Origin of the sequence: Lactiplantibacillus pingfangensis, assembly GCF_005404945.1 — a bacterium.
Lineage (GTDB): Bacteria > Bacillota > Bacilli > Lactobacillales > Lactobacillaceae > Lactiplantibacillus > Lactiplantibacillus pingfangensis.
Genome location: NZ_BJDG01000009.1, coordinates 79,831 through 103,088, shown reverse-complemented (window position 1 = coordinate 103,088; position 23,258 = coordinate 79,831). Strand labels below are relative to the sequence as shown.

The window sequence follows — 23,258 nt, the reverse complement described above, 5'->3', positions numbered from 1 at the left end:
CATCCGCTCGATACGTTTAAGCCGTCGTGCCCTTGATCAATTTAACCGGCAAAATGTACTTCTCTTCCAACTTACAGTTGGCATCGTCAATCCGTTGTAATAACAGTGAAACTAACAAGGTACTAATATCCGCCAACGGTTGCTCGATTGTCGTTAGTGCCGGATGGTAATTGCGTATCAACGCCGTCCCATCATAGCCGACAAGACGTAACTCATCAGGAATGCTTATTTTTAATTGCTGGGCAACATTGACCGTTAAAAGTGCGGTCAAATCGTCACTACAAAAAATCCCGTTATAATCATGATTTTCTAAAATCGTTCTGATTTCCATGGTCTTCAAAGCTGGCGACAATTCAAAGGGTAATTCATGCACATGTGCCGTTAATCCTTGTTGCTTCAAATACGCTTCATAACCTTCACGACGGCCATTCGTCGGCGAGCCAGCATGACTCTTACCCGTAAAAATAGCAATTTTGTCCGCGCCAGCTTGTTGTAACGTTTGGGCCGCGAGCCAGCCCCCATTGAAGTTATCCGAGCTAACGATCGGCACATTATCCGACAAATAGCGGTCAAACGAAATAATCGGTAACCCGTATTGTTGGTACTCTTCAATCCCCAAGTTATGTGCACCGGCAATAATCCCGTCCACCTGATTTGCCATCAACATTTGCAAATAATCTCGTTCCTTTTGGGGATCATCCGCGCTGTTACATAGAATCACTTTATAATTTTTCGCAAATAGCAACTTTTCAATTCGTGAAACTAGCTCTGCAAAAAAAGGATTACTAATATCCGAAAAGATTAAGCCAACTAATTGCGTATTTTTTCCTTGTAAGGATCGTGCCATATTATTTGGTTGATAATGTAGTTCCCGCATCGCCGCGAACACTTTTTGTTTCGTCTTCTCACTGAGATAACCGTGGTCATTAATGACTCGCGAGACCGTGGTCACTGAGACGCCAGCGAGTTGAGCCACATCATTTAATTTTGGTTTCATTCAAACGACTCCAATAACACCTTATTTACGCCAATTCCAAACAGTTCCGCTCACTGCCGCGACATTTCCAGCTAATTGTAGCTGCGTTGGCGCATCATCCAAGAAGAAGCGGCCAGTCATGGTCGTATATCCATTATTAATATAGCATTCAAAAACCGAGACATCTATGATTAGCCGGAGTTTTAACGCCGTGTGCCGTAAAACTTGGGTCGTGCGCGTTTGACCATACTTTTCGGCAAATGGGTGTCCGGTGTGACGACGATCAATCGTGACTGTGCCCGTTTGAGAATCTAAGTCAATTAACAAATAGTGCGCCGCATCAGTAGTCGCCACCTTTAGTCGGACTTGTTCATCCGCCGCTAACGTCAACTCAGTCTCAAACGCACCGGTCAAACTAGTGACCTCAGCTTGCAAGACTTGCGCATTTTCACGCAATCGCTTGGTTTCAATAACCGGATTCTGATATAAATGATTATCTTTTAAAGTTAGCTCCTTAACTAAGCTCAAACAATGTGCCCAGTTTTCTGAATCGGTCGGGTATCCAATTTCTGGCAGGCCTATCCAACTGACGGCTAACGCCCGCCCATCCGGTGCATTGAAGGCTTGGGTCGCATAAACATCAAAGCCCGCATCCAATTGTGTCGGTGCTCCCGCTGCGGTAAATTTAACTTGATCCAAATCAAACTGGGTCCCAACTAACGAAACGTTCGGATAAATATTCTCATATGCCAAGGTTGTCTGTGGTAAGCCTTGTGGACAGAAGATCAGGACCGGCTGCCCGTCGATCTCAACTAAATTAGGACATTCAACCATATAACCACGTAATTCGGCTGGCAAATCTAGTTCGCCTTGCAAGTCCCACTGTTTTAAATCTGAACTGTGATAAAGCAATGCCGCACCGCGATTGGCGGTTGTTTGTGCGCCAATCAAAGCATAATACTCGCCATTGCGTTCAAATAGATCAGGATCACGAAACGACGTCGTATAGCCCGCTGGTGCAGCCATAATCATTGGCGGGGTTATTTTTTTAACCTGATTATCAGTGTCCATCCAGGCCCCAATTTGATAGGCATGCCGGTTCCAGTCAGCATCGCGCACATTACCGGTATACATAATAAATAGCCGGTCACCTACCGGAATCGCAGTTCCCGTATAGGCACCATGTGAATCATATTTAGAGTCGGGCTGAATGGCTAAGCCTTCGTCATGCCAATGAATTAAATCCGTTGAGGTCAGGTGCTGCCAAGCTTTTAATCCATGAACGGGACCATATGGAAAAACTTGATAGGATAACTGCCATTGATGATTAAAATAAGCAAACCCATTCGGGTCATTCAAAAGACCAGAAGCCGGTTGAATATGATTGTGCAAGCGCCATTTAGACGTCGCCACTTGTGCCGTTAAAGCGGGTAGCGTTGACTTGGGCCAAGCGTTGTATGGGGTATATCTCGTTTCACGATTCCAAATCATTAGTTAAAACTCCTCTGAGGTCAATTTAAGTTGGCTCTATTATAAAACCGCTTTCAACGTTATGTCAAACGTTTATCATTTTTATGTTAATCCTGTCGCAAATTGCTTACATAACCGCACTATTGAGCTCAAAAACAATTTATGGCAAACGCTTGACATAAAATTAAAACTTGTTATGATTGGATTTGTAAAGCGCTTGCAAAAATCGAATTGCAAAAATAATTAAAACCTCAAAGGAGTGGTCTTAAATGAACCATCAAGAAGTTGCGAACCGTGTTCTAGCCGCAATTGGTAAAAACAATATTCAAGCAGCGGCACATTGTGCGACCCGGTTACGCTTAGTTATCAAGGATGAATCCAAAATTGATCAAAAGGCTTTAGACGACGATCCCGATGTTAAGGGAACCTTTGAAACCAATGGCCAATTTCAAATTATCATCGGCCCTGGCGATGTCGATCACGTCTACGATGCCCTAATTGCCGCAACTGGTCTTAAAGAAGCAACCCCCGACGATATTAAAGCCGTCGCTAGTGCCGGCCAAAAACGCAATCCATTAATGGACTTTCTTAAAGTGCTATCAGATATTTTTATTCCTATTATTCCAGCGTTAGTCGCTGGTGGGCTATTAATGGCTTTAAACAACGTTTTGACTGCCGAACATCTTTTCATGGCAAAATCAGTCGTTGAAGTTTATCCTGGGCTAAAAGGAATCGCTGAAATGATCAATGCGATGGCCAGTGCGCCCTTCACGTTCCTACCAATTCTGTTAGGCTTCTCCGCGACAAAACGTTTCGGCGGAAATCCTTACTTAGGAGCTGCCATGGGGATGATCATGGTCTTACCAGACTTGGTCAACGGTTACAGTGTTGCTGCAACTATGGCTGCTGGGAAAATGCCTTATTGGAATGTCTTTGGCTTACACATTTCGCAAGCCGGCTATCAAGGTCAAGTTTTACCAGTCTTAGCCGTTGCCTTCATTTTGGCCACTTTGGAAAAGTTTTTCCACAAGCATATCAAAGGGGCTTTTGACTTTACGTTTACGCCAATGTTTTCAATTGTCATTACTGGTTTCTTAACTTTCACCATCGTTGGTCCCGTTTTACGAGCGGTTAGTGATGCCTTAACGAACGGCTTAGTTGGTCTCTATAACACCACTGGTTGGGTCGGCATGGGAATCTTCGGGCTTCTCTATTCAGCAATCGTGATCACTGGGCTACATCAGACTTTCCCAGCAATTGAAACCCAACTTCTGGCAAACGTTGCTAAAACCGGTGGCTCATTCATCTTCCCAGTTGCTTCAATGGCCAATATCGCTCAAGGGGCCGCAACTTTAGCTATTTTCTTTGCGACTAAGAGTCAAAAACAAAAGGCCTTGACGTCATCCGCCGGTCTTTCTGCCTTACTTGGGATTACCGAGCCTGCCATCTTCGGAGTTAACTTAAAGATGAAGTTTCCATTCGTCTTTGCCGCGATTGCTTCTGGGATTGCCTGTGTCTTCTTAGGCTGGTTCCACGTTTTAGCCGTTGCCATGGGACCGGCTTCCGTCATTGGGTTTATCTCAATTGCCTCAAAATCAATTCCAGCCTTCATGTTGAGTGCTGTCATTTCATTTATCATCGCTTTCATCCCAACCTTCGTTTATGCTAAGCGGACACTCGGTGATGACAGCGATAAAGTCGAAACCACTAATACCGCAACAACACCAGCGGTTAGCCTAGTTAACGACGAAGTTTTAACGGCACCAGTTAGTGGAGCTGTTGAAAGTCTCCGCGATGTGCATGATCAAGTTTTCTCTGCCGAAATTATGGGTAAAGGTGCTGCTTTCATCCCCGCAGACGATCAAGTTTTAGCGCCCGCCAACGGAACCATTACCGTGACCTATGAGAGTAAACACGCTTATGGAATTAAAACTGATGACGGTGCTGAAGTCTTGATTCATTTAGGGCTCGATACCGTCAACTTAAATGGTGAACATTTCACCACTAACGTTAAAAAGGGCGACACCGTGCATAAAGGCGACCTATTAGGGACTTTCGACATTAAAGCTTTAAAAGCCGCTAACTATGATCCAACAGTGATGCTTGTCATCACCAATACTGCCGATTACGCGAACGTTGAACGACTAAAAGCACAACAAGTTCAGGCTGGCGACCAAATCGTTGCCTTAACAGAACCAGCCGAAACTGGGGTTGCCGCCGCAATCTAAGTCGCTAAGGAGGGCTGATCATGCCGGTTACAGTAGATAAAGAAACAGGTTTGATCAACCTTTACAATAATCAAATCAGCTATGTGATCCAAATCTTGGCACAACGCTATCCGGTGCACCGCTATTTTGGTAAAGTATTGACCGATGTCCAAACATTGCCACCACTGCCAACCGGCGACCATGCCTTTGCTGTTGATACCCAGCCAGACTTTCCCTATTCTGTTACCTCACTGCCCTTGGAGTATTCAACCATTGGTAGCGGCGATTATCGCCAACCGGGAGAGCTAATTGCGTCATCAACTGGCCAATTGTTACCAATTTTAACGTATACCGGTATGACGATTACTGATCAGCCCCTAAACCCTGACCAGTTACCGCCAACTGTGGCTGCGACGACTGCCGTGACCACGTTAGTGCTACATTTAACGGATACGTTGACTGGCCTTAACTGTGATTTGAATTATACGATTTTTGAAAAATCGGCGCTGATTTTACGTAGTACGACCTTAGTCAATTCCGGAAAACACGCCCTTACCGTCCAGGCACTCAACAGTCTGCAATTGGACTTAGCAGACGACCACTACGAAGCCTTAACGTTTAGTGGTACTCACGCACATGAAGCTAATCCGACGCTGGCACCACTGCATCCGGGAATTCAAAGTCAACGTAGTTTGCGCGGCACTAGTGGACCGCAGCAACAGCCTTTCATGGGACTAGCACGACCACACGCCACCGAATTTAGTGGTGACGTCTTAGGCACTGCCCTTGTTTGGAGTGGTAATTTTCAAACCACTGCTGAAGTCGACCAGTACGCCCATACACGCTTGACGATTGGCCTAGAACCAACGACCTTTCAATGGCAGTTGGCAGCTGGGGCGCGTTTTCAATCACCCGAGGCAGTCCTTGCTTGGTCGCCGGATGGCTTTAATGGCCTATCACAATGCTTTCATGAGTTTGCCAATCAGCTACAACCGAGCCTCGCAGCTAATCCGATTGCAGTGAATAGTTGGGAAACCTGTTTCTTTGATGTTAATGAAACTAAGATTAGTCAGATGATCGCCCAAGCTAAAGCGTTAGGCTGCGACTTGGTTGTCATCGATGATGGCTGGTTCGTTAATCGTCACGACGAAAGTGGGCAGTTAGGGGACTGGCAAGCAGATCCGGTCAAATTTCCCCATGGGCTACGATTTCTTGCTGATCAGGCACATCAATCGGGTATTCAACTCGGCTTATGGTTAGAGCCAGAGATGGTAACAACTAACAGCCAACTCTATCACGATCATCCAGATTGGGCGCTTCACTATCAACAACGCGACCCAATCACCGCGCGCCATCAGCTCGTCTTAGATCTCTCACGAGCAGTGGTTCGACAACAGCTGCTAACGACAATTACTGACCTAATCACGACGAATCAGCTAGACTATCTCAAATGGGACATGAATCGTCATCTGACCCAAGTGGGTAATGATGTGTTGCCTCCTGCTCAACAAGGTGAAATCTATTATCGCTACGTTTTAGGTCTCTACGCACTTTTAGCTGAACTGCAAGCCCGCTTTCCTAAGCTGATTATCGAAAACTGTTCGGCTGGCGGTGGCCGCTTGGACTTTGGGATGCTTGCTTATACGCATCAAACTTGGTTGAGTGACCTCACCGATCCAGTCGATCGTGCCAAGATTGAAAATGGTGTCAGTTACTTATTCCCACCAAACGTCTTTAGTACCCACGTCTCCGCGTCACCTAATGGTCAAAATGGTCGGGTCACGTCTTTACAAACCCGATTAAACCTAGCTAGCATCGGTAATTTGGGCTTTGAAATGGCGTTAGAGACGCTAACCGCTGCGGACAAGCAACTCATCAAAAGACAAGGCCAACAAGTGAAAACTTGGCAACCTGATTTTAACGAGGCTTCTTTCTACCGCCTACAAGATTGGCGTGATGACGCAAACTCCCAGGCATGGCTGCTAGTCACGCCTGACCGTAAACAAGCTCTTTGTTTTTACACAACGGGCCTAAGTTCTGCCGTAAAAGTCCCCCATCAGCTCCCGTTACATTACTTAGCTGATCAACGGTATTATCGGGTTAACGGCCAACGCCAGCTCGGTCAAAGTTTAAATCTAGTCGGCTTGCAAATTTCACCGCCCTCACGAGATTTCGAAAATCAGTTAGTTTGGCTGCAAGCAACTGATTAAGGGATAAGCTGAATCTTTACAACTTTCATACACAAGCTTAATCATAACTATGCATTGCATGCGTATATTAAAAGGTGAAATAACTGCAACACCCCCTGGGTATTTTTTAAAGGTTCGACTTGTTTGTTCGTAATGACGTAAAAACAGCAATGACTTTAAACGGTCATTGCTGTTTTTTGATACTGTTAGGCTAAATCGTTCCAATAATTACCGGTTCGCCAGTGAACTTGAATTTACTATCGGCAATCACAACCATCGTCTGATCGCTTGCATTCTGGTAATCTCCTGCTGGTAATTGACAGTCCACTTCTCCAACAAAGGGACTAAAAGCAAAATAACCAACAATTTTTTTCGAGTCATCCGTATACGTCACCGACATAACGGACTCGTTCTCTGCCTGAATGGTATAGTTACCAGTACTAAAAACGGGCTTATGTTTCAATGCAGCCAATCGACTAATCAACCCTGACAAGTCAGTCGCCCCGTGCAACTCAATCGGATCAGATTCAAACAAACTTGGCAAATGTGCTGCGCTAAATTCTTCACCGTTATAAATAAGCCCGGCACCCTTTTGAAAGAGACTGAAAGCTAGCATATTGCGTCTTATCTGGGGATTCGGCAAATATTCAGCTGCGCGTGGCACATCATGATTTTCCAAGAAACGCATCTTAACGTAATTCTTAGGGTAAGTCACGTCTTGCTTCATTAGAATCCGTGCAAATTCCGCTAATGATCGTTCCCCTTTAACTGTCGCCCGAAAATCTTCCAGAACATCGTAGTCATAAGTTAGGTCAAAAGCTTGATAAATTTCACTATCAGATAAATCATCAAACCCGGCTTCACGCACTTGTTTGATGAAATCAGGACCATTCGTCTCTGCCAGCCAGATTAAGCCTGGTTTATATTTAGCCAGTTCGCGTCGTGCCGTGAGCCAAAAATCCAATGGGACTAATGGGGCCACGTCACAACGAAAACCATCGACATAGTCAGCCCATTGCTTCAATGTTTGAATTTGATAATCCCACAAATCTCGCTGATGATAATCCAAATCTATAATATCTGACCAGTCAGCAACTCGATTACCTAGACGACCATCTGGTTTATGATAGAACCAATCTGGATGGTCTCGGAGAAGCTTGGAATCTGGTGACGTATGATTATACACAACGTCAATCATGACTTGCATTCCTTGCGCGTGAATCTCCTTCGTTAAGGCAATAAAGTCGGCCATCGTTCCCAATTCTGGATTAATGCCGCGGTAGTCTGAAATCGCATAAGGAGAGCCGAGGGTTCCCTTACGATTTTTCAGACCAATCGGCTGAATTGGCATTAACCAAATTATTGTCGTTCCTAGTCCCTTAATCCGAGGTAAGTCGGCCTGAACGGCTTTGAATGTTCCCTGTTTTGAATAATTACGCGTAAAAACTGAATAAATCAGCTGTTGTCGTAACTTAATATCTGTCCCAATTGCCATTGTTAAAACTCCTTTTTGTCATTGATAGTGACGGTCATCGACCAGGGAGAATAATTCAATTGACCCGCATGCTGGTCAACAGCTCCAACCGTTAGACTAGGCTGCCCGCCATCATTATTAGTGACCAATTGCACTGTGTCCGATAAATTACAAGTTACCGTTGCGAGTTGTCCTGCTAGTTGGCGGGTGTATTGAAATACCCCATTGGCAGTAGGTTGAATCACCTCATCGCCTGCCGTAAATAATGGCGTTTGTTTCAGCTGGAATAACTGCCGATAAAACACCAATAAACTTGTCGGGTCTGAGGTTTCAGCCGCAACTGAAACTGGCGTCGTTTGTTGACCATTTAGCCAAGGTTCATGCTTTGAAAAACCTTGGTATGGTTGGTCAGAATCCCATGGCATCATCCCTCGTGCCGCCATCTTATGCGTTTGATTTAGCATTTTCATAGTCTGATCCGCCGAATAACCCACTGCCAGTGCTTGTTGATAGAATGGTAATACTGTCTGGTCATGAAAATCCGACAATTGCTTCAGGTAACTATTTTTCAGCCCCAGCTCCTCGCCATAATAAATAATGGGCAAACCACGTTGTAAATATAGCATTGCAGCCAAACATTTCAGACTTTGCCAATAATAGTCCGTGCTAGCATACCTCGAAGCAACCCGAGCCATATCGTGATTACTCCAATACAGAACTGGCAAGCTAACATCAGCAAGCTTTGTCTCAATTGTTGTTAACCGTTGGCGCATTCCCTCAACATCTAGAGCTTTAGGTTGAAATTCTGCCGGCAACCGCGAATCAAGCTGATCTAAACGGTCCACAATTGAACGAAAAGTAATTACCGCATCACATTCATCATTCTGCGGCCGACTATAATCAATCAATAACTCTGGGCTAGCAGAAGCAGCTTCACCTAAAATGAAGACATCTGGTTTAATCGCCCGCAACGCATGACAAAATTCACGCAAGTAAGGCTGCACTCGACTCAGATGGGCATAAAACGTATCATCAATAACTGGTTTTTGTGACTCACCCACTGCAAATTGTTTAAAATTGGCTTTATCAATGTGAATAAATGCATCCAGTCTTAACCCATCAACACCTTTATTTAGCCAAAACTTGGCAATTTCAATCATAGCTTGTCTCACGGCCGGATTCTGCCAATTTAAATCTGGCATATGCCGGTCAAATAGATGAAAGTAATAATGATTAGGTGCTTTGGGCGTTGGCTCCCAGACACTACCACCAAAGAACGACCCCCAATTATTCGGTAACTGTCCTGGCTTGGCTTGGGCCCACAAATAATAATCATGATATTTACTTTGGGGGTCCTTCAAGGCTGCTTGAAACCAAGGATGTTGATCAGACGTATGGTTCATGACAAAATCCAATAATAAATGCATTCCATTCTGATGTAAGGCTTGGATCAGTGCTTCAACGTCGGCCATTGAGCCCACCGATTGGTCAATCTGATAATAATCGGCAACATCATAACCATTATCAACTTGAGGTGACACATAAATTGGATTCAACCAAATCGTCGTAATTCCCAAAGCCTTCAAGTACGGGATTTTTTGGATAACCCCCTGCAAGTCCCCGATACCATCATCGTTAGTATCCTTAAAGCTTTTAGGATAAATTTGATAAATAACTTGTTTTTCATGCCAATTTGCCATTTCGATTACACCTCCTAAGCCAATGTTTGAACCGAATTACGTTCAATAATTCGATGTGGTACGATAATCTTAGCAGCTAAGCTATCAGCGTGTTTCAAATCAATCACAATTCGTGCTGCTTCCGCTCCCAATCGCCGTGGAAAAATTTCAACAGAGGTTAGAGTAGGGTGTGACGCCTCTGCAAAAATCGAATTATTAAACCCAATGACTGACGGACGGTCCTCTTTTGAATGTACTGCATTCAAGACTTGCTGTAATCGCAGTCCTAGCATGTCATCAACGGCAACAAAAGCGGTTACATTTGGATAGTCGTTCACATATTGTTTAATAATTTCAAAATCATCCACATATTTAGCAAATGCTATTTTTAATTTACGCGTTGAATAGCCGTGTGCCTCAATAATTTGACGATAGCCCATTAGCCGGTCATTTTGAACCATTTTTCCTAAATCACTATAAACAAAACAAATCTCTTGATGACCATGTGCCACGAGGAACCGCGTTGCGTCAGCCCCAGCTAGAATATTATCGTTATCAACATAAGGGGTTTCATTGACATGCCGATATGGTTTTCCAACGATAACAAAGTGTACCTTGAGCGCAATCAATCTCTCAATTACGGGATCATTTTTCTCAGAGTATAGTAAAATAAATCGCCGAATCATACCCTGCGTTACCATCGTGTTAATACTATTTAATAACTCTTCTTGTGAAGTGCCAGTCGCTAAATTAACCATTAATTTAGCCTCATAGCAGACTTCACTTACGCCACGAATAATCTCCATAAAAAACGGGTTAGCAAAAATATCTTGATGGTCAACAGGTAAAATAACACCAATTGCATTACTCCGCTTGTTGGCTAAACTTTGGGCATTAAAATCTGGTGCATAGTTTAATTTAGCCATCGCCTCATGGACTCTTTTTTGCGTTTTGGGGCTAATAGTTGGATTATTATGCATTGCTCTGGAAGCAGTTGATGGCGAAACGCCTGCTAATTCTGCAACATCTTTAATCGTTGCCATAATCTCATCTCCTGCATTTTCTCACTGCCGATTCTGCAATAATTCGGGCAACCAACCGAATTATTCGTATGACACTTTTATTATAAAAACATTTATATTAAGAACCTATTATACTTATAAAATTAGGCCGTGCACAATGCACAGCCTAATCATTAACTTATTAACAAACATGCCAGATTAGCATTTAATGTAAACAACCATTAAGCTTTAGTATCCGCCATCACTTTGTCCTTTAAGATAACGTCTTCACCGTTCAATTCAATCGTTAACGCATCGCCGCTGACTAACTCAACCGTCGTCTGCTTTTGATCAACATCGACTTTTAACAACCGGCCTCGGAAGTTAACGTGGAATTGATAGTGTGACCATTCCTTTGGTGCGAATGGTGCGAAGGATAGTTTGCCATCACGAACTCGCATCCCAGCGAATCCTTGGACAATTGCTAACCACGATCCGGTCATCGACGTAATGTGTAAGCCATCGACCGTATCGTTGTTATAGTTATCCAAATCTAGCCGAGCAGTCCGTTGATACATTTCAACTGCCTTTTCTTCATAATGAAGATCGGCCGCCAAGATGGCATGAACAGCTGGTGACAAGCTTGATTCATGAACAGTCAATGGTTCATAAAAATCAAAGTTAGCCTTCTTCTGCTCAGGGGTAAAGTGATCCATGAAGTAGTAAATGCCTTGTAAGACATCCGCTTGCTTAATGTATGGTGACCGCAAAATGTGATCCCATGACCAATGTTGATTGATTGGCCGTTGATCCGCTGGAATTGATGACGCTGGCTTCAGGTCTTTATCCAAGAACGTATCGTTTTGAACGAAGATCCCCAAGTCATCATCATGTGGGAAGTACATCCGGTCAACAATATCTTGCCACTTTGCTAATTCATCGGCACTTACCTTTAACGTGTCGCGTTTAGCAGCAGCAACCTTCTTTAAACTTGCCAACGTGTATTGTAAGGTCCAGCGTGCTAAGAAGTTGGTGTACCAGTTATTGTTAACGTTATTTTCGTATTCATTGGGACCAGTGACCCCGTGGATCATATATTGTTGCTTACGTTCGGAGAAGTGCACCCGATCAGCCCAGAAGCGTGAAATCGCCGTCAGGACATCGATACCTTTTTCCTTCAAGTAAGTTTCATCACCAGTGTAACGGGTGTAATTATAAATCGCATAAGCAATCGAGCCATTCCGATGAATTTCTTCAAAGGTAATTTCCCATTCATTATGACATTCAATGCCGTTGAAGGTTACCATTGGGAAGAGTGCCCCATCGAGGCCTTGCATCTTCGCATTATGGAAAGCGCCGTCCAATTGATTATAACGGTATTCCAACAGATTCTCAGTCACTTTAGGCTTAGCCAGTGACAAGTAGAACGGTACCCCGAAGGCTTCAGTGTCCCAATATGTGGCACCACCGTACTTTTCACCAGTGAACCCTTTTGGTCCAAGGTTCAAGCGCTTGTCTTCGCCATAATAAGTGGAGAACAACTGGAATAAATTAAACCGAATTCCTTGTTGCGCAGCATCGTCGCCATCAATAGCAACGTCCGCTAATTCCCAACGTTTGGCCCAAACGGCGACATGCGCCTTTAGCAGTTCATCATAAGTTTGGGCATGCACCGTTTCGGCTAATTTTGCCATCCCAGCACGTAATGCTGACATGTCTGGATAGTCCCGTGAAGTGACGACGACCACCCGTTTTTCAAAATTCTTGGTTTCATCAGGCGCTAGCGTGCCACGGAAAATATTGGTTACTGCTTTTTCCGTATCAGGCGCATTTGAGCCGCGGAAGTCCGTGAGATGCATCATTTGCATGCCTAAAGTGAAGCGGGGAGTTCCAAAGTCGTTAGGCTTCGTTTCGGCTACCATGCTCCCACCAGTGACGGCATGGCGCTTATCAAGCACTTGCCAGAACTGTTCGTCATAGTTAGCGTCTTCATTGAAAACATCCGCGTCAATTTGAGAAATGAAGCCGACTTGCACCGGTTCATCGCTCAAGTTATGCACACTATAATGCACATCGAACAATTCCTTTTGGGCAACACTCACAAAGCGATCAATTTGGAATTGCACGCGTTTTTCGCCTTTAGTCACGATAAATGACCGGCGTAAAACGCCCGTATGCATATCTAAATCAATCATGAAGTCGCTGATGTCATCTTTCGCTAAATCAACCTGATCGCCATCAATCGTTAAGTTGACTTTGACGAAATTGACCGCATTAATGACCTTACCAAAATAGTCTGGATAGCCATTCTTCCACCAGCCGACACGGGTTTTATCTGGATACCAGACCCCGCCAATGTAAATGCCTTTCAAGGTGTCATTGGAATAATGTTCCTCAAACATCCCCCGCATGCCCATATAACCATTCCCGATACTGGTCATACTTTCTTGTAACCGTTTATCCGTTGGTACTAATTCGTGACTGACTACGTGCCACGGGTCGACCTCAAAAATACGTTTCATTTTGATACGTCCTCCTAAATAATTGGGATAAAAAGGGAGTCTGTGACAATAAAGTCTCCAGACTCCCTTTTGAACCACCTAACGTTTCTACATCAACTCTCGATTATTATTCAATCGTCAATTCAGTATCGTCATCGAAGAAATGGGCTTTACTCATTTCAAACGCCATTTCAACTTCTTCGCCTGGTTTATGATAATCACGTGCATTAACTTGGGCTACAAATTCAGTTTCACCGGTACGTGAATAAAGCATTGAATCAGTACCCAAGAATTCTGAAACTTCAACTTTAGCACTTACAACTGCATCAGGCATCGCTTCCAAAGCTACTTGTTCAGTATGAATATCTTCAGGACGAATCCCGACCGTTAACTTCTTACCGTCGTAACCTTTTTCACGCAAGACCTTTAATCGGCCTTCTGGAACAGCAACATCTAAACCACGACCATTTGAAACCCGACCATTCTTCAATTCAGCATCGAAGAAGTTCATCGATGGTGACCCCATGAATCCAGCCACGAACTTATTAGTTGGCTTATTATAGAGTTCATCAGGCGTCCCAACTTGTTGAATCTTACCATCATTCATGATAACGATTCGATCAGCCATCGTCATTGCTTCGACTTGATCATGGGTGACATAAATCATGTTCGTTTGTAGCCGTTGATGTAATTGGGCAATCTGTGTCCGCATATCAACCCGTAACTTGGCATCCAAGTTTGAGAGGGGTTCATCAAGTAAGAACAACTTGGCATCCCGAACGATTGCTCGTCCTAATGCAACCCGTTGCCGTTGCCCACCAGATAAAGCCGCTGGTTTCCGTTGAAGAAAATCGGTTAGCCCTAAAATTTCGGCTGCATTGTCAACACGCTTTTTGATTTCATCCTTTGGCATTTTCTTAATTGAAAGGCCAAAACCCATGTTGTCAAAAACCGTCATATTTGGATACAGGGCGTAGTTTTGGAAAACCATCGCAATATCCCGATCCTTAGGTGCTAAGTCATTAATGACCTTGCCATCCATCACTAGATCACCTTTTGAAATATCTTCCAAACCGGCAATCATCCGTAATGTGGTTGATTTCCCACAACCAGATGGGCCAACGAAAACAATAAATTCTTTATCTTTAATATCTAGATTAAAGTCACTTACGGAATAATTATCGTTACCGTCGTATTCCTTATAAATATGCTTTAAATTAATTTCAACCATCTTAACTGTCTCCCCTTACTCCGATTTCACCAATCGCATCAATGCTTAAATATGAACTCAGTTTCATTAACTATTTAACTGACCCACTTGTTACCCCAGCAATAATGTATTTCTGGAAGAAGACATACATAATTAAGACCGGCAGTAAAACTAAGACGTATGAAGCAAAGGCTAAGTTGTATTGCGTTGAGAACTGACCTTGGAACACATACTGTGCCAATTGCAACGTCTGTTGATCTGGATTACTCAACAAGACTAATGGCATTAAGAAGTCATTCCAAGTCCACATGAACGAAAGAATTGCAACCGTGGCATGCATCGGCTTCATCAATGGGAAGATCACTTTAAAGAAGATCTGCATTGGCTTAGCCCCATCCATTTCAGCAGCTTCTTCAAGCGCTGTTGGAATTTCCTTAACAAATCCTGAGTATAGGAAGATGTTTTGTGGTAACCCAAAGACAATATATAGGAACGTGATCCCAATAATATTATCCATATGGAAAGCACTAACTTCTTTAACTAACGGTAACATGATGACATTGAACGGAATGAACATCGCACTGATGAAATAGTAATACATCATATTAAAGAATTTGTTCTTTAACCGATACCGTGTAATGACATAAGCAGCCATCGAGTTCGTGAAAATCGTAAAGATGACGTTAACAACTGTGATAAACAAGGTGTTCAAAAACATCTTTGGAAAGTTTGTCATTTGCCAAGCGTTCTTAAAGTTTTCCCAATGAATTTGTTTCGGGAGTGATAAGACGTTTGTCATTTGGCTTGGATCCTTTAAAGCAATCACAACTGTGATATAAAGCGGTCCTAAAATTGCAAAGATCGCAAGCACCATCATGACACTAGTCAGTGTCCAGTTTACTTTTTTCTTACGCTTCTTGGACTTACGTGGAGCCGGCGTATTATTATTCAAATCTGCATTAGCTTGCATTATCCCAACCGCTCCTCTCGTTTATTCAAAACTCTCAACTGAATGAGTGAGATCGTAAGTACAACAATGAACAGTACCACGGCGTTCGCAGATTGAATGGCGAATTGTGAGCCTTGGAAACCTTGCGTATAAATTTCAACTGAAATTGATGTTGTACTATTACCTGGACCACCGTTTGTCATCGCCATAATCTGGTCGAAGACCATTAGGTAACCCTTAACTGATAAGACTAAATTAATCGTGAAGAACGGTGCAATCAATGGGAATGTCAAACGCATGAATTTTTGCCATGGGTTGACGCCATCTAGGGCCGCAGCTTCATAAATTTCTGGATCAACTGATTGGAGTCCAGCCAGATAAATCAAGGTATTAAACGCTAATCCTTGCCATATGGTCATAATTAAAATCCCAATCCAAGCATGCGTCGTTCCCAAAATGTTACTGGACATAAAGCCCCAGTGAAGTGTTTGTCCTAAACTTGGTAATAAATTACCAAAGATAAACTTGAACACGAACCCAACAATTAATGAACCAAGCATGTATGGTAAGAAATAAATTGCCTTCAAGAAATTTTGATACTTGATTTTACCGTTCAAGCCAACCGCAATCGCCAAAGCAATCGCATTAACTAAAATTGTGGCAAACAGGGCAAATTTAAATGTGAACCAGTAGGCATGCGTAATATTACTGTTACCAAACATATATAGATAGTTCTTTAAACCGACAAACTTCCAAGTGCCATACCCGCTCCAGTCAGTGAAGCTGTAAAATACTCCGCGTAAAAACGGAATAGTATGAAAAATGAAGAACAGGATTCCAATTGGAACCACCATCATATAATATGCAAATGGTATCTTTTTCCCCTTACGTTTGGGTTTTCTCTTAATCGTCTCTTGCATTAGTTATCGATCCTTTACTTTACATTGGCAGACTTAAAGGCAGAATCAGCTTTCTTCAAACTCTTCGTGATATTAGTTGCATCGCTCATACCCTTAGTTTGGTTAACACCAGTTTGAGTTAAGACTTGAGTCATATCGAAACCATCTGGATAGTAGTGGTCTGGGTAGTTGACAACGTCACCCTTAGCTAAGTCCGCTGAAATTCCTTTAAGGGAAGCATCATTCTGGTCGACACCTTTAATCGCTGAGAAGGAGAATTGTTCCTTATTGTAAAGTTTAGCGTTCTTTTCAGTCATCATGAATTTAACAAACTTCATTGCGGCTGCTTTATTCTTGGAATTCTTAGAAACTGCTAAAGCAACATCAATCCCGGATGTAACTTTGTTCTTGCTGGCATCGTTATTAACTGGCAGTTTGAACATATCCAAGTCAGCGCTCTTCTTGCTAGTCTTAGCTTGTGGAATGACAAAGTTACCATTAATCATCATGGCTGCTTTACCTTCTGCTAAAGCCTTGGTCCCATCATTGTAAGTAGTCCCCATGTAATCTTTTTGGGCATACTTAGAAAGTTCAAGATACTTTGTCATCACTGGTTTGTAAGTTGAAACAAATGTCGTCTTGTTATTCTTACGTTCTTTGATCCATGAGCTACCAACCATGTTTGATGAAAGTTGGTTGAAGACGCCCATCGTTGTCCAACTGTCTTGGAATGGCAATTCAAATGGTGTAATACCCTTGGCTTTTAAAGTCTTGGCATCAGCAATTAATTCGTCCCAAGTGGTTGGTGTCTTAGTAATACCAGCTTTTTTGAAGGCTGCTTTGTTATAAACAACACCGGAAGCGTTAGTTGCATATGGAACCGCATCCAATTTGCCGCCCTTAGAAATTGATGTAATCATCTTTTGATATTGTGGCATCGTATTCTTAGTAAATGATTCCTTGCTCATGTCAACTAAGACACCAGCTTTTTGAATTTGTTGATAGTTAACGTCCCCACCAACGGCCATAATGTCAGGAATTGAGTTCTTAGCCAAATCTGACTTTAAAACAGTTCCGGCATTACTTGGCGATGATAATTGAATCTTAATGTCTGGATTTTGTTTTTCAAATGAAGCAATCATCTTTTTATAAGTTGGCGCATTTTCAGTCTTCGTTGAGAAGAATTGTAAAGTAGTCTTCTCTGAAGAACTGCTATTTCCACAGGCGTTTGTAACTAGTGATAACGCAATTAAACTAGCTGAAACTGCAAGTAACTTGGTTCCTTTTTTCATGTTTATTTCCCCTTTTTTTACCCGATAATCGAGCTATAAACTTTGGCTTCAAACGGACGTAGCTCACTGCCACGGTCGTCATCGTAATTACTGATTAATAAATTGCTATTACTATCTGGTTTAACTTCTGTTTGAATGATTTGATCAGTGTAATTAGCGACAACTAATAATGATTGTTGAGCATTTGTCCGCGTATAAGCATAAACGCTTTCATTTTGTTCTGTCCCCGAAACTTGTTCGTAACGACCATCTGTAATGACATCTAACGTATGGCGTAAACGAATTAATTCTTTATAGAACGCAAATACTGAATGATCATCATTCAATTCAGCCGCAGCATTAATTTCTTTATAATTAGAATTAGCTGCTAACCATGGTTCGTGATCACTGAAGCCACCATTGGCTTCGGCCGACCATTGCATTGGTGTCCGAGCATTATCACGGGAATGAACCCGTAAGTATGCTAGCATCGTGTCCCCGTCAACTAGCTTCTCATCATCAACCAATTCATGATACGCATTAATGGATTCCAAATCTCGATAATCGCTAAGTGATTTAAAGTTTGCATTCGTCATCCCGAGTTCTTCACCTTCATAAATATAAGGTGTCCCCTGCAGCATGTGCAAAACCAACGCTAGCATTTTAGCGGATCGAACCCGATAAGTCTCACTATCATTTCCAAATCTGGAGACAGCTCGTGGCTGATCATGATTATTCCAATATAATGAATTCCAAGCCTTGCCATGGAGACCAACTTGCCATTTAGTTAGGTTGTTTTTCAAATCAACTAAGTTCGTTTTGCGTGAGTCCCACTTACCTAGTGCCGGATTAGCATTTGAATCAAGTCCCATATGTTCAAATTGGAAAACCATATTCAATTCATCACTATTTAAGTTAGAATATTTCAATGCATTTTCAATATCAACACCGGGAGTTTCACCAACCGTAATCAAATCATGTTTTTTCATGACTTGCTGGTTCATTTCTTTCAAATACTCGTGCACATGCGGCCCATTGGAAACTAAGCCTGAGTTTCCGTACATCGCACCGTCAGATTTAGGCCCATCTGGTAATCCAGCTGGTTTGGAAATTAAACTAATAACATCCATTCTAAAACCATCAACACCACGATCAGACCACCAGTTCATCATGTCATAGACCGATTGCCGCATCTCTGCATTTTCCCAATTTAAATCTGGCTGTTCAGGAGCAAACAAATGCAAGTAATATTGTTTTGTGGCCTCATCGTAAGTCCAAGCTGGACCAGAGAATGCTGCGCCCCAATTATTCGGCGCATGTCCATCAACTGGATCACGCCAAATATAATAATCGCGATGCGGATTTTTAACTGACTTTCGGCTTTCGACAAACCAATTATGTTGATCTGAAGTATGATTAACAACCAAGTCCATCATAATCTTCAATCCCAACTGATGTGCTTTTGTCAATAACCGCTCAAAGTCGGCCATTGAACCTAACTCAGGGTTAATGGCTTGATAATCACTGATATCATAACCGTTATCAACACCTGGTGATGCATAAACTGGGTTTAACCAAATCACATCGACGCCAAGATCTTTAATATAATCCAAACGACTAGTAATCCCGTTTAAGTCACCCATACCATCATGGTTACTATCTTGAAAACTACGTGGATACACTTGATACACAACAGACTTTTGCCACCATTGTGCCTTTGAATCCCGTTCACCCATTATTTCGCCTCCAAAAGTGCTAAATACACAACCATTTCAAATGTCTACACAATTACTTTCAAACGTTTATGCAACCGTTTGCACAATGTTGCATAACTAAAGGAATCGCTTACATGTCTATTATACGTATGCATAAACGTTTGTCAATAGAATTAATATTCTGAATTAAATATAATTATTCTCGGATTTTAAGCAACCGGTTGCACAACCGTACCAATACTATTCTACAGACATTAATTCAAGAATCATTTCAGTAATATTCGGAACATCAATACTAGTCAAATAACTAATAAATCCAGCCCGATTCTGTGCTTGATATTGTTGCCAAATAGTTTGTTTTAAATCAAAATTAATTTTTGCAAATTGTAATTTTTGTTGTAAGGCCTGTTCGATTGCTGTCACTTGATTAGTTGGTTGCGGCTTAATCACCTGATAACCCTTGACCGACTCTGATGACTCAATTCGGTCGTAGCTAATTCCCACCGGATTCAAAGTATATTGCCGATTAGTTGGAATGATGTGCTGTGGATCATCAACTGTTATCATGAGTTTACCCGTGGTATCTTGCCACTCAAACTGCGTCTTAGCAATTGCTGTCGCGGTATGTTCAACCATTTCGTAGTGTCCATCACAGCCGCCAAAGATTTTCAGCGTCAAGTGGTCGGGCAACTTGTCAGCAGCGTCCATATAATCAACATTTAATGGCACAATACTGCCGGCTTTGACAAATACTGGATACTGAGATAAGGGCCGAAACGCTGTCACAACGCGATTACCTTGATAGCGGATGCCAGTAAACCAATCGTACCAACTGCCAGCTGGCAGCCAAGTCTTGGCCTTCCCTAACTGAGCCGCATCCGCCATCGGTGTTGTAATTGGTGCAACGATCATGGCTTCGCCAAATTGGTATTCATTTTTGAAGTGGTAAGCCATTTCATCTTCTGGATGACCATAATAGAGCGGTTGAACTAACGGAATCCCCTCAGCATGTGTCCGATAATTTTCACTATCTAAATAAGGAATTAACTGACTCCGTAGTTGTAAAAATTCAATCATGATTTTCTTGATGTCAGGACGATAATTCCAAGGTTCTTTCCCCATAAATATATTATTTGAGCTGTGCATTCTGAGGATCGGACTAAAGACCCCAAATTGGAGCCAGCGTAAAGACAACTCACCGTCATAACTGCCAAACATATGCCCACCAATATCATGGCTCCACCAGGTATAGCCAATATTGGCGGCCGTTGCAGTGAAGTATGGTTGAAACTGGAGTGATTGCCATGAAGCTACCGTATCACCGGAAAAACCGATTGGATAACGATGACTGCCTGGGCCTGCATAACGTGATAGTATCAGCGCATCGTTAGCACGTTTGTGTTTAAGATCTTGATAATGCAAAATGTTTAACAGCCAGAGTGGATCTACCTGTTTCGCACCACGTTGTCCACCTTGTTGCCAATCAATCCACCAAAAATCGACACCTTGTTTTTCGAGATCTGTGTGAACCATCTCAAAATATGCCTTTCGAAACGCCGGATTTTGCAAATCAAAAATTGCTGGCTCTTCTTTGCTCTTATCCAAATGTAACGTCTCCGCAACTTGTGAATAGCTTTCTTCATTAGGCCGAATTCCTGCCGCTGGATGGACGTTCAAGGTGATCTTATGTCCAGTCGTATGCAGCTCGGACATCATCTTAGTAGGATTAGGAAAATAAGTTTTATCCCAAGTATAGCCGGTCCAACCACTGCCATACTTTGCTGGAATATCAGTAGTATGCCAATTCATGTCCAAAACTGAAACTGCAATGGGAATCCGCTGTTCCGTGAACTTTGCCATTAATTTCAAATATTCGTTTTGATGGTAAGGATAGTAACGACTCCACCAGTTACCCAAAGCAAAGCGTGGCACCATTGGTGGAAAACCGGTTAATTCATAATACATTTTGAGCGTCTGACGGAAATCGCGACCATACGTGAAATAGTAGACGTCTTGTTCTTCATGGTCTCGTCGGCTGACTTGATCACCAACTAATAAAAATGAAGCTGAGTCATCAAGCACCCCAAAACCATCTTTGGAAATTATGCCTTCTTCCAATGGAATCGCCCCGTCGGCTTTATCCAATGTACGGGCCGTGCCTTTAAGATTATATTTAACCTTTTCACCATAGTGCCAGCGACTGTAGTGTGTCCCATAGTTACTACGGGCATCAATAAAAAGGCTACCAGCATCAAACTTGCCACCAACATAATATAAAGTGAAATTAGTCGTTCTGAGGACTAATTCATAACCATCAACGGCCATAATTTCATAGTCACTCGACTTCAACTCACGATTTTGAACCAACGAGGTTGTCTGGTCTTCAAATTGTCCTGTCTCAGAATACTCCATCCGCAATAGCCCTGCATCCAGAACCGAAAAGCGAGCCAAACCAACTGTAATGACATTTGTTTTCACAAACTTCACCGCACTTTCTTTTTGAATATCTATACAGTACCACAAAGATAACCGCTTTCAACATGCGGAATAACTTTGATCACTCTTGGAAACAATCTATCTATTACCCTTTAAAAATATATTAATGAGAAAAAGCCAATAAAAACTGTTGTTAGTCGTCAGTTGATTGAACCTACATTTATAATTCTGAGATAACAACTGACAAAATCATTAAAATTATTAACACGGATTCAGATACTGAAATCGACAAAAAGACCGGTAATCGGCTGAATTTGTCAGCCGATTACTGGTCAATTTTTAACTTAGATAAATTCAAAACTCGTCTTCAAACAATCTCGACTATTGCTCCCTACAAAGACATTAAACTGGCCTGGCTCAATTGTGAGCTGATTTTGTTGATTGTAGAATTGCAACATTTCAGCGGTAATCGTAAATGTCACCGTCTTAGTTTCGTGACGATGCAAAGCCACCCGTTGATAGTCCTTCAAAACTTTCACCGGTTGAACAACACTCGCAAAAACATCTTGCAAATATAACTGGACCGTTTCAATGCCGCCAACATCGGATTGGTTTTCTAATTCAATCGAAACTTGGGCCGTCGAAAATTCGGTTAACGAACACCATTAACTACTGAATTTCACCTAGCATTACCCACTCATTTCCAGTAAAATACTAGTCAAACAACTCACCTATTGGAGGCTTCATCATGACAACTCACGCATCCGTCAAATCAATCACACTACTCGGCGTCTTAACCGCCATGCAAATTATGCTTAATAGTCTGTTATCCGTGCAATTTTTAACAACCAAGATCGCATTTGCTTTCGTTGTCGTCGCAATTACCGCGCGGCTATTTTCGCCACTGGTCACGGCCGGCAGCACTGCCCTAGCTTACTTTCTCGGCATGGTCTTGTTTCCAAAGTTCACGTTTTTTCCCGGCTTCATTTTAACCGCTTTTTTAACGGGCCTCGTCTTTGGACTCGCCTTTTATCGGCGGACCTCGCTACCGCGAATTCTGCTAGCAAACTTCATCGTTTTATTTATTCTGAATCTATTTCTCAACAGTCTGTGGTTACATCTCATGTATCTAACACCTTGGTCAGCCCTACTGACCACACGTTTCATTCAAGAAATTGTCTCCTACATCATTTATACTAGCGTGCTGATTGTGCTCTTCAAAGTCCCGGTTATTAACCAATTAACGACGCGTTTCAACGCCAAATAAAAAATATCGATTAG

General features: G+C 42.5%; 16 protein-coding genes. 3 read left to right on the top strand and 13 right to left on the bottom strand.

Annotated elements, in window-relative coordinates; translation table 11 throughout:
• Window positions 1-16: 16 nt before the first annotated feature.
• Both FFM74_RS05960 and FFM74_RS05955 read right to left on the bottom strand, forming a co-directional pair.
• The gene (locus FFM74_RS05960) at window positions 17-997 is read right to left on the bottom strand and encodes a LacI family DNA-binding transcriptional regulator (protein ID WP_137625722.1); all 981 of its coding nucleotides are present in this window, start codon (window positions 995-997) and stop codon (window positions 17-19) included.
• A gap of 21 nt (window positions 998-1,018) precedes the next feature.
• The gene (locus FFM74_RS05955) at window positions 1,019-2,467 is read right to left on the bottom strand and encodes a sucrose-6-phosphate hydrolase (RefSeq protein WP_137625721.1); all 1,449 of its coding nucleotides are present in this window, start codon (window positions 2,465-2,467) and stop codon (window positions 1,019-1,021) included.
• A 248-nt stretch (window positions 2,468-2,715) separates the two neighbouring features.
• Here FFM74_RS05955 and FFM74_RS05950 point away from each other — a divergent pair, with 248 nt between their 5' ends.
• Together FFM74_RS05950 and FFM74_RS05945 are read left to right on the top strand one after the other, a co-directional pair.
• Window positions 2,716-4,674 (top strand): sucrose-specific PTS transporter subunit IIBC, encoded by a 1,959-nt coding sequence (locus tag FFM74_RS05950; protein WP_137625720.1) that lies wholly within the window; start codon window positions 2,716-2,718, stop codon window positions 4,672-4,674.
• Window positions 4,675-4,694: 20 nt separating this feature from the next.
• Window positions 4,695-6,863, top strand: coding sequence for an alpha-galactosidase (locus FFM74_RS05945; RefSeq protein WP_137625719.1), 2,169 nt, complete (start codon window positions 4,695-4,697; stop codon window positions 6,861-6,863).
• Between the two features lie 190 nt (window positions 6,864-7,053).
• Here FFM74_RS05945 and FFM74_RS05940 read toward each other — a convergent pair whose 3' ends face one another.
• The 11 genes from FFM74_RS05940 to FFM74_RS05890 form a co-directional block, all read right to left on the bottom strand.
• Window positions 7,054-8,337, bottom strand: a complete 1,284-nt coding sequence (locus FFM74_RS05940; RefSeq protein WP_137625718.1) for an alpha-amylase family glycosyl hydrolase — start codon at window positions 8,335-8,337, stop codon at window positions 7,054-7,056.
• A 2-nt stretch (window positions 8,338-8,339) separates the two neighbouring features.
• Window positions 8,340-10,016, bottom strand: a complete 1,677-nt coding sequence (locus FFM74_RS05935) for an alpha-glucosidase (protein ID WP_137625717.1) — start codon at window positions 10,014-10,016, stop codon at window positions 8,340-8,342.
• A 14-nt stretch (window positions 10,017-10,030) separates the two neighbouring features.
• Window positions 10,031-11,038, bottom strand: coding sequence for a LacI family DNA-binding transcriptional regulator (locus FFM74_RS05930; RefSeq protein ID WP_137625716.1), 1,008 nt, complete (start codon window positions 11,036-11,038; stop codon window positions 10,031-10,033).
• Between the two features lie 200 nt (window positions 11,039-11,238).
• Entirely contained in the window at window positions 11,239-13,518 is a 2,280-nt protein-coding gene (locus tag FFM74_RS05925; RefSeq protein ID WP_137625715.1) for a glycoside hydrolase family 65 protein, read from the bottom strand.
• A 106-nt stretch (window positions 13,519-13,624) separates the two neighbouring features.
• The gene (locus FFM74_RS05920) at window positions 13,625-14,728 is read right to left on the bottom strand and encodes an ABC transporter ATP-binding protein (RefSeq protein WP_137625714.1); all 1,104 of its coding nucleotides are present in this window, start codon (window positions 14,726-14,728) and stop codon (window positions 13,625-13,627) included.
• A 70-nt stretch (window positions 14,729-14,798) separates the two neighbouring features.
• A complete protein-coding gene (locus FFM74_RS05915; protein WP_137625713.1) occupies window positions 14,799-15,677 on the bottom strand; it encodes a carbohydrate ABC transporter permease in 879 nt (292 codons plus the stop codon).
• On the bottom strand, window positions 15,677-16,576 hold the full coding sequence (locus FFM74_RS05910; RefSeq protein WP_137625712.1) for a carbohydrate ABC transporter permease: 900 nt from the start codon (window positions 16,574-16,576) through the stop codon (window positions 15,677-15,679). The genes FFM74_RS05915 and FFM74_RS05910 overlap by 1 nt, the downstream gene beginning before the upstream one ends.
• A gap of 14 nt (window positions 16,577-16,590) precedes the next feature.
• Window positions 16,591-17,847, bottom strand: coding sequence for an ABC transporter substrate-binding protein (locus FFM74_RS05905; RefSeq protein WP_137625711.1), 1,257 nt, complete (start codon window positions 17,845-17,847; stop codon window positions 16,591-16,593).
• Between the two features lie 17 nt (window positions 17,848-17,864).
• A complete protein-coding gene (locus FFM74_RS05900; RefSeq protein WP_137625710.1) occupies window positions 17,865-19,562 on the bottom strand; it encodes a glycoside hydrolase family 13 protein in 1,698 nt (565 codons plus the stop codon).
• Between the two features lie 219 nt (window positions 19,563-19,781).
• A complete protein-coding gene (locus FFM74_RS05895; RefSeq protein WP_137625729.1) occupies window positions 19,782-21,953 on the bottom strand; it encodes a glycoside hydrolase family 31 protein in 2,172 nt (723 codons plus the stop codon).
• Window positions 21,954-22,321: 368 nt separating this feature from the next.
• Window positions 22,322-22,570: a fibronectin type III-like domain-contianing protein gene (locus FFM74_RS05890; protein WP_223877179.1), complete on the bottom strand. Its 249-nt coding sequence runs from the start codon at window positions 22,568-22,570 to the stop codon at window positions 22,322-22,324.
• Between the two features lie 155 nt (window positions 22,571-22,725).
• Between FFM74_RS05890 and FFM74_RS05885 the strand changes: the two genes are divergently transcribed.
• Window positions 22,726-23,244 (top strand): folate family ECF transporter S component, encoded by a 519-nt coding sequence (locus FFM74_RS05885; protein WP_137625708.1) that lies wholly within the window; start codon window positions 22,726-22,728, stop codon window positions 23,242-23,244.
• The last annotated feature ends 14 nt before the right edge of the window (window positions 23,245-23,258 follow it).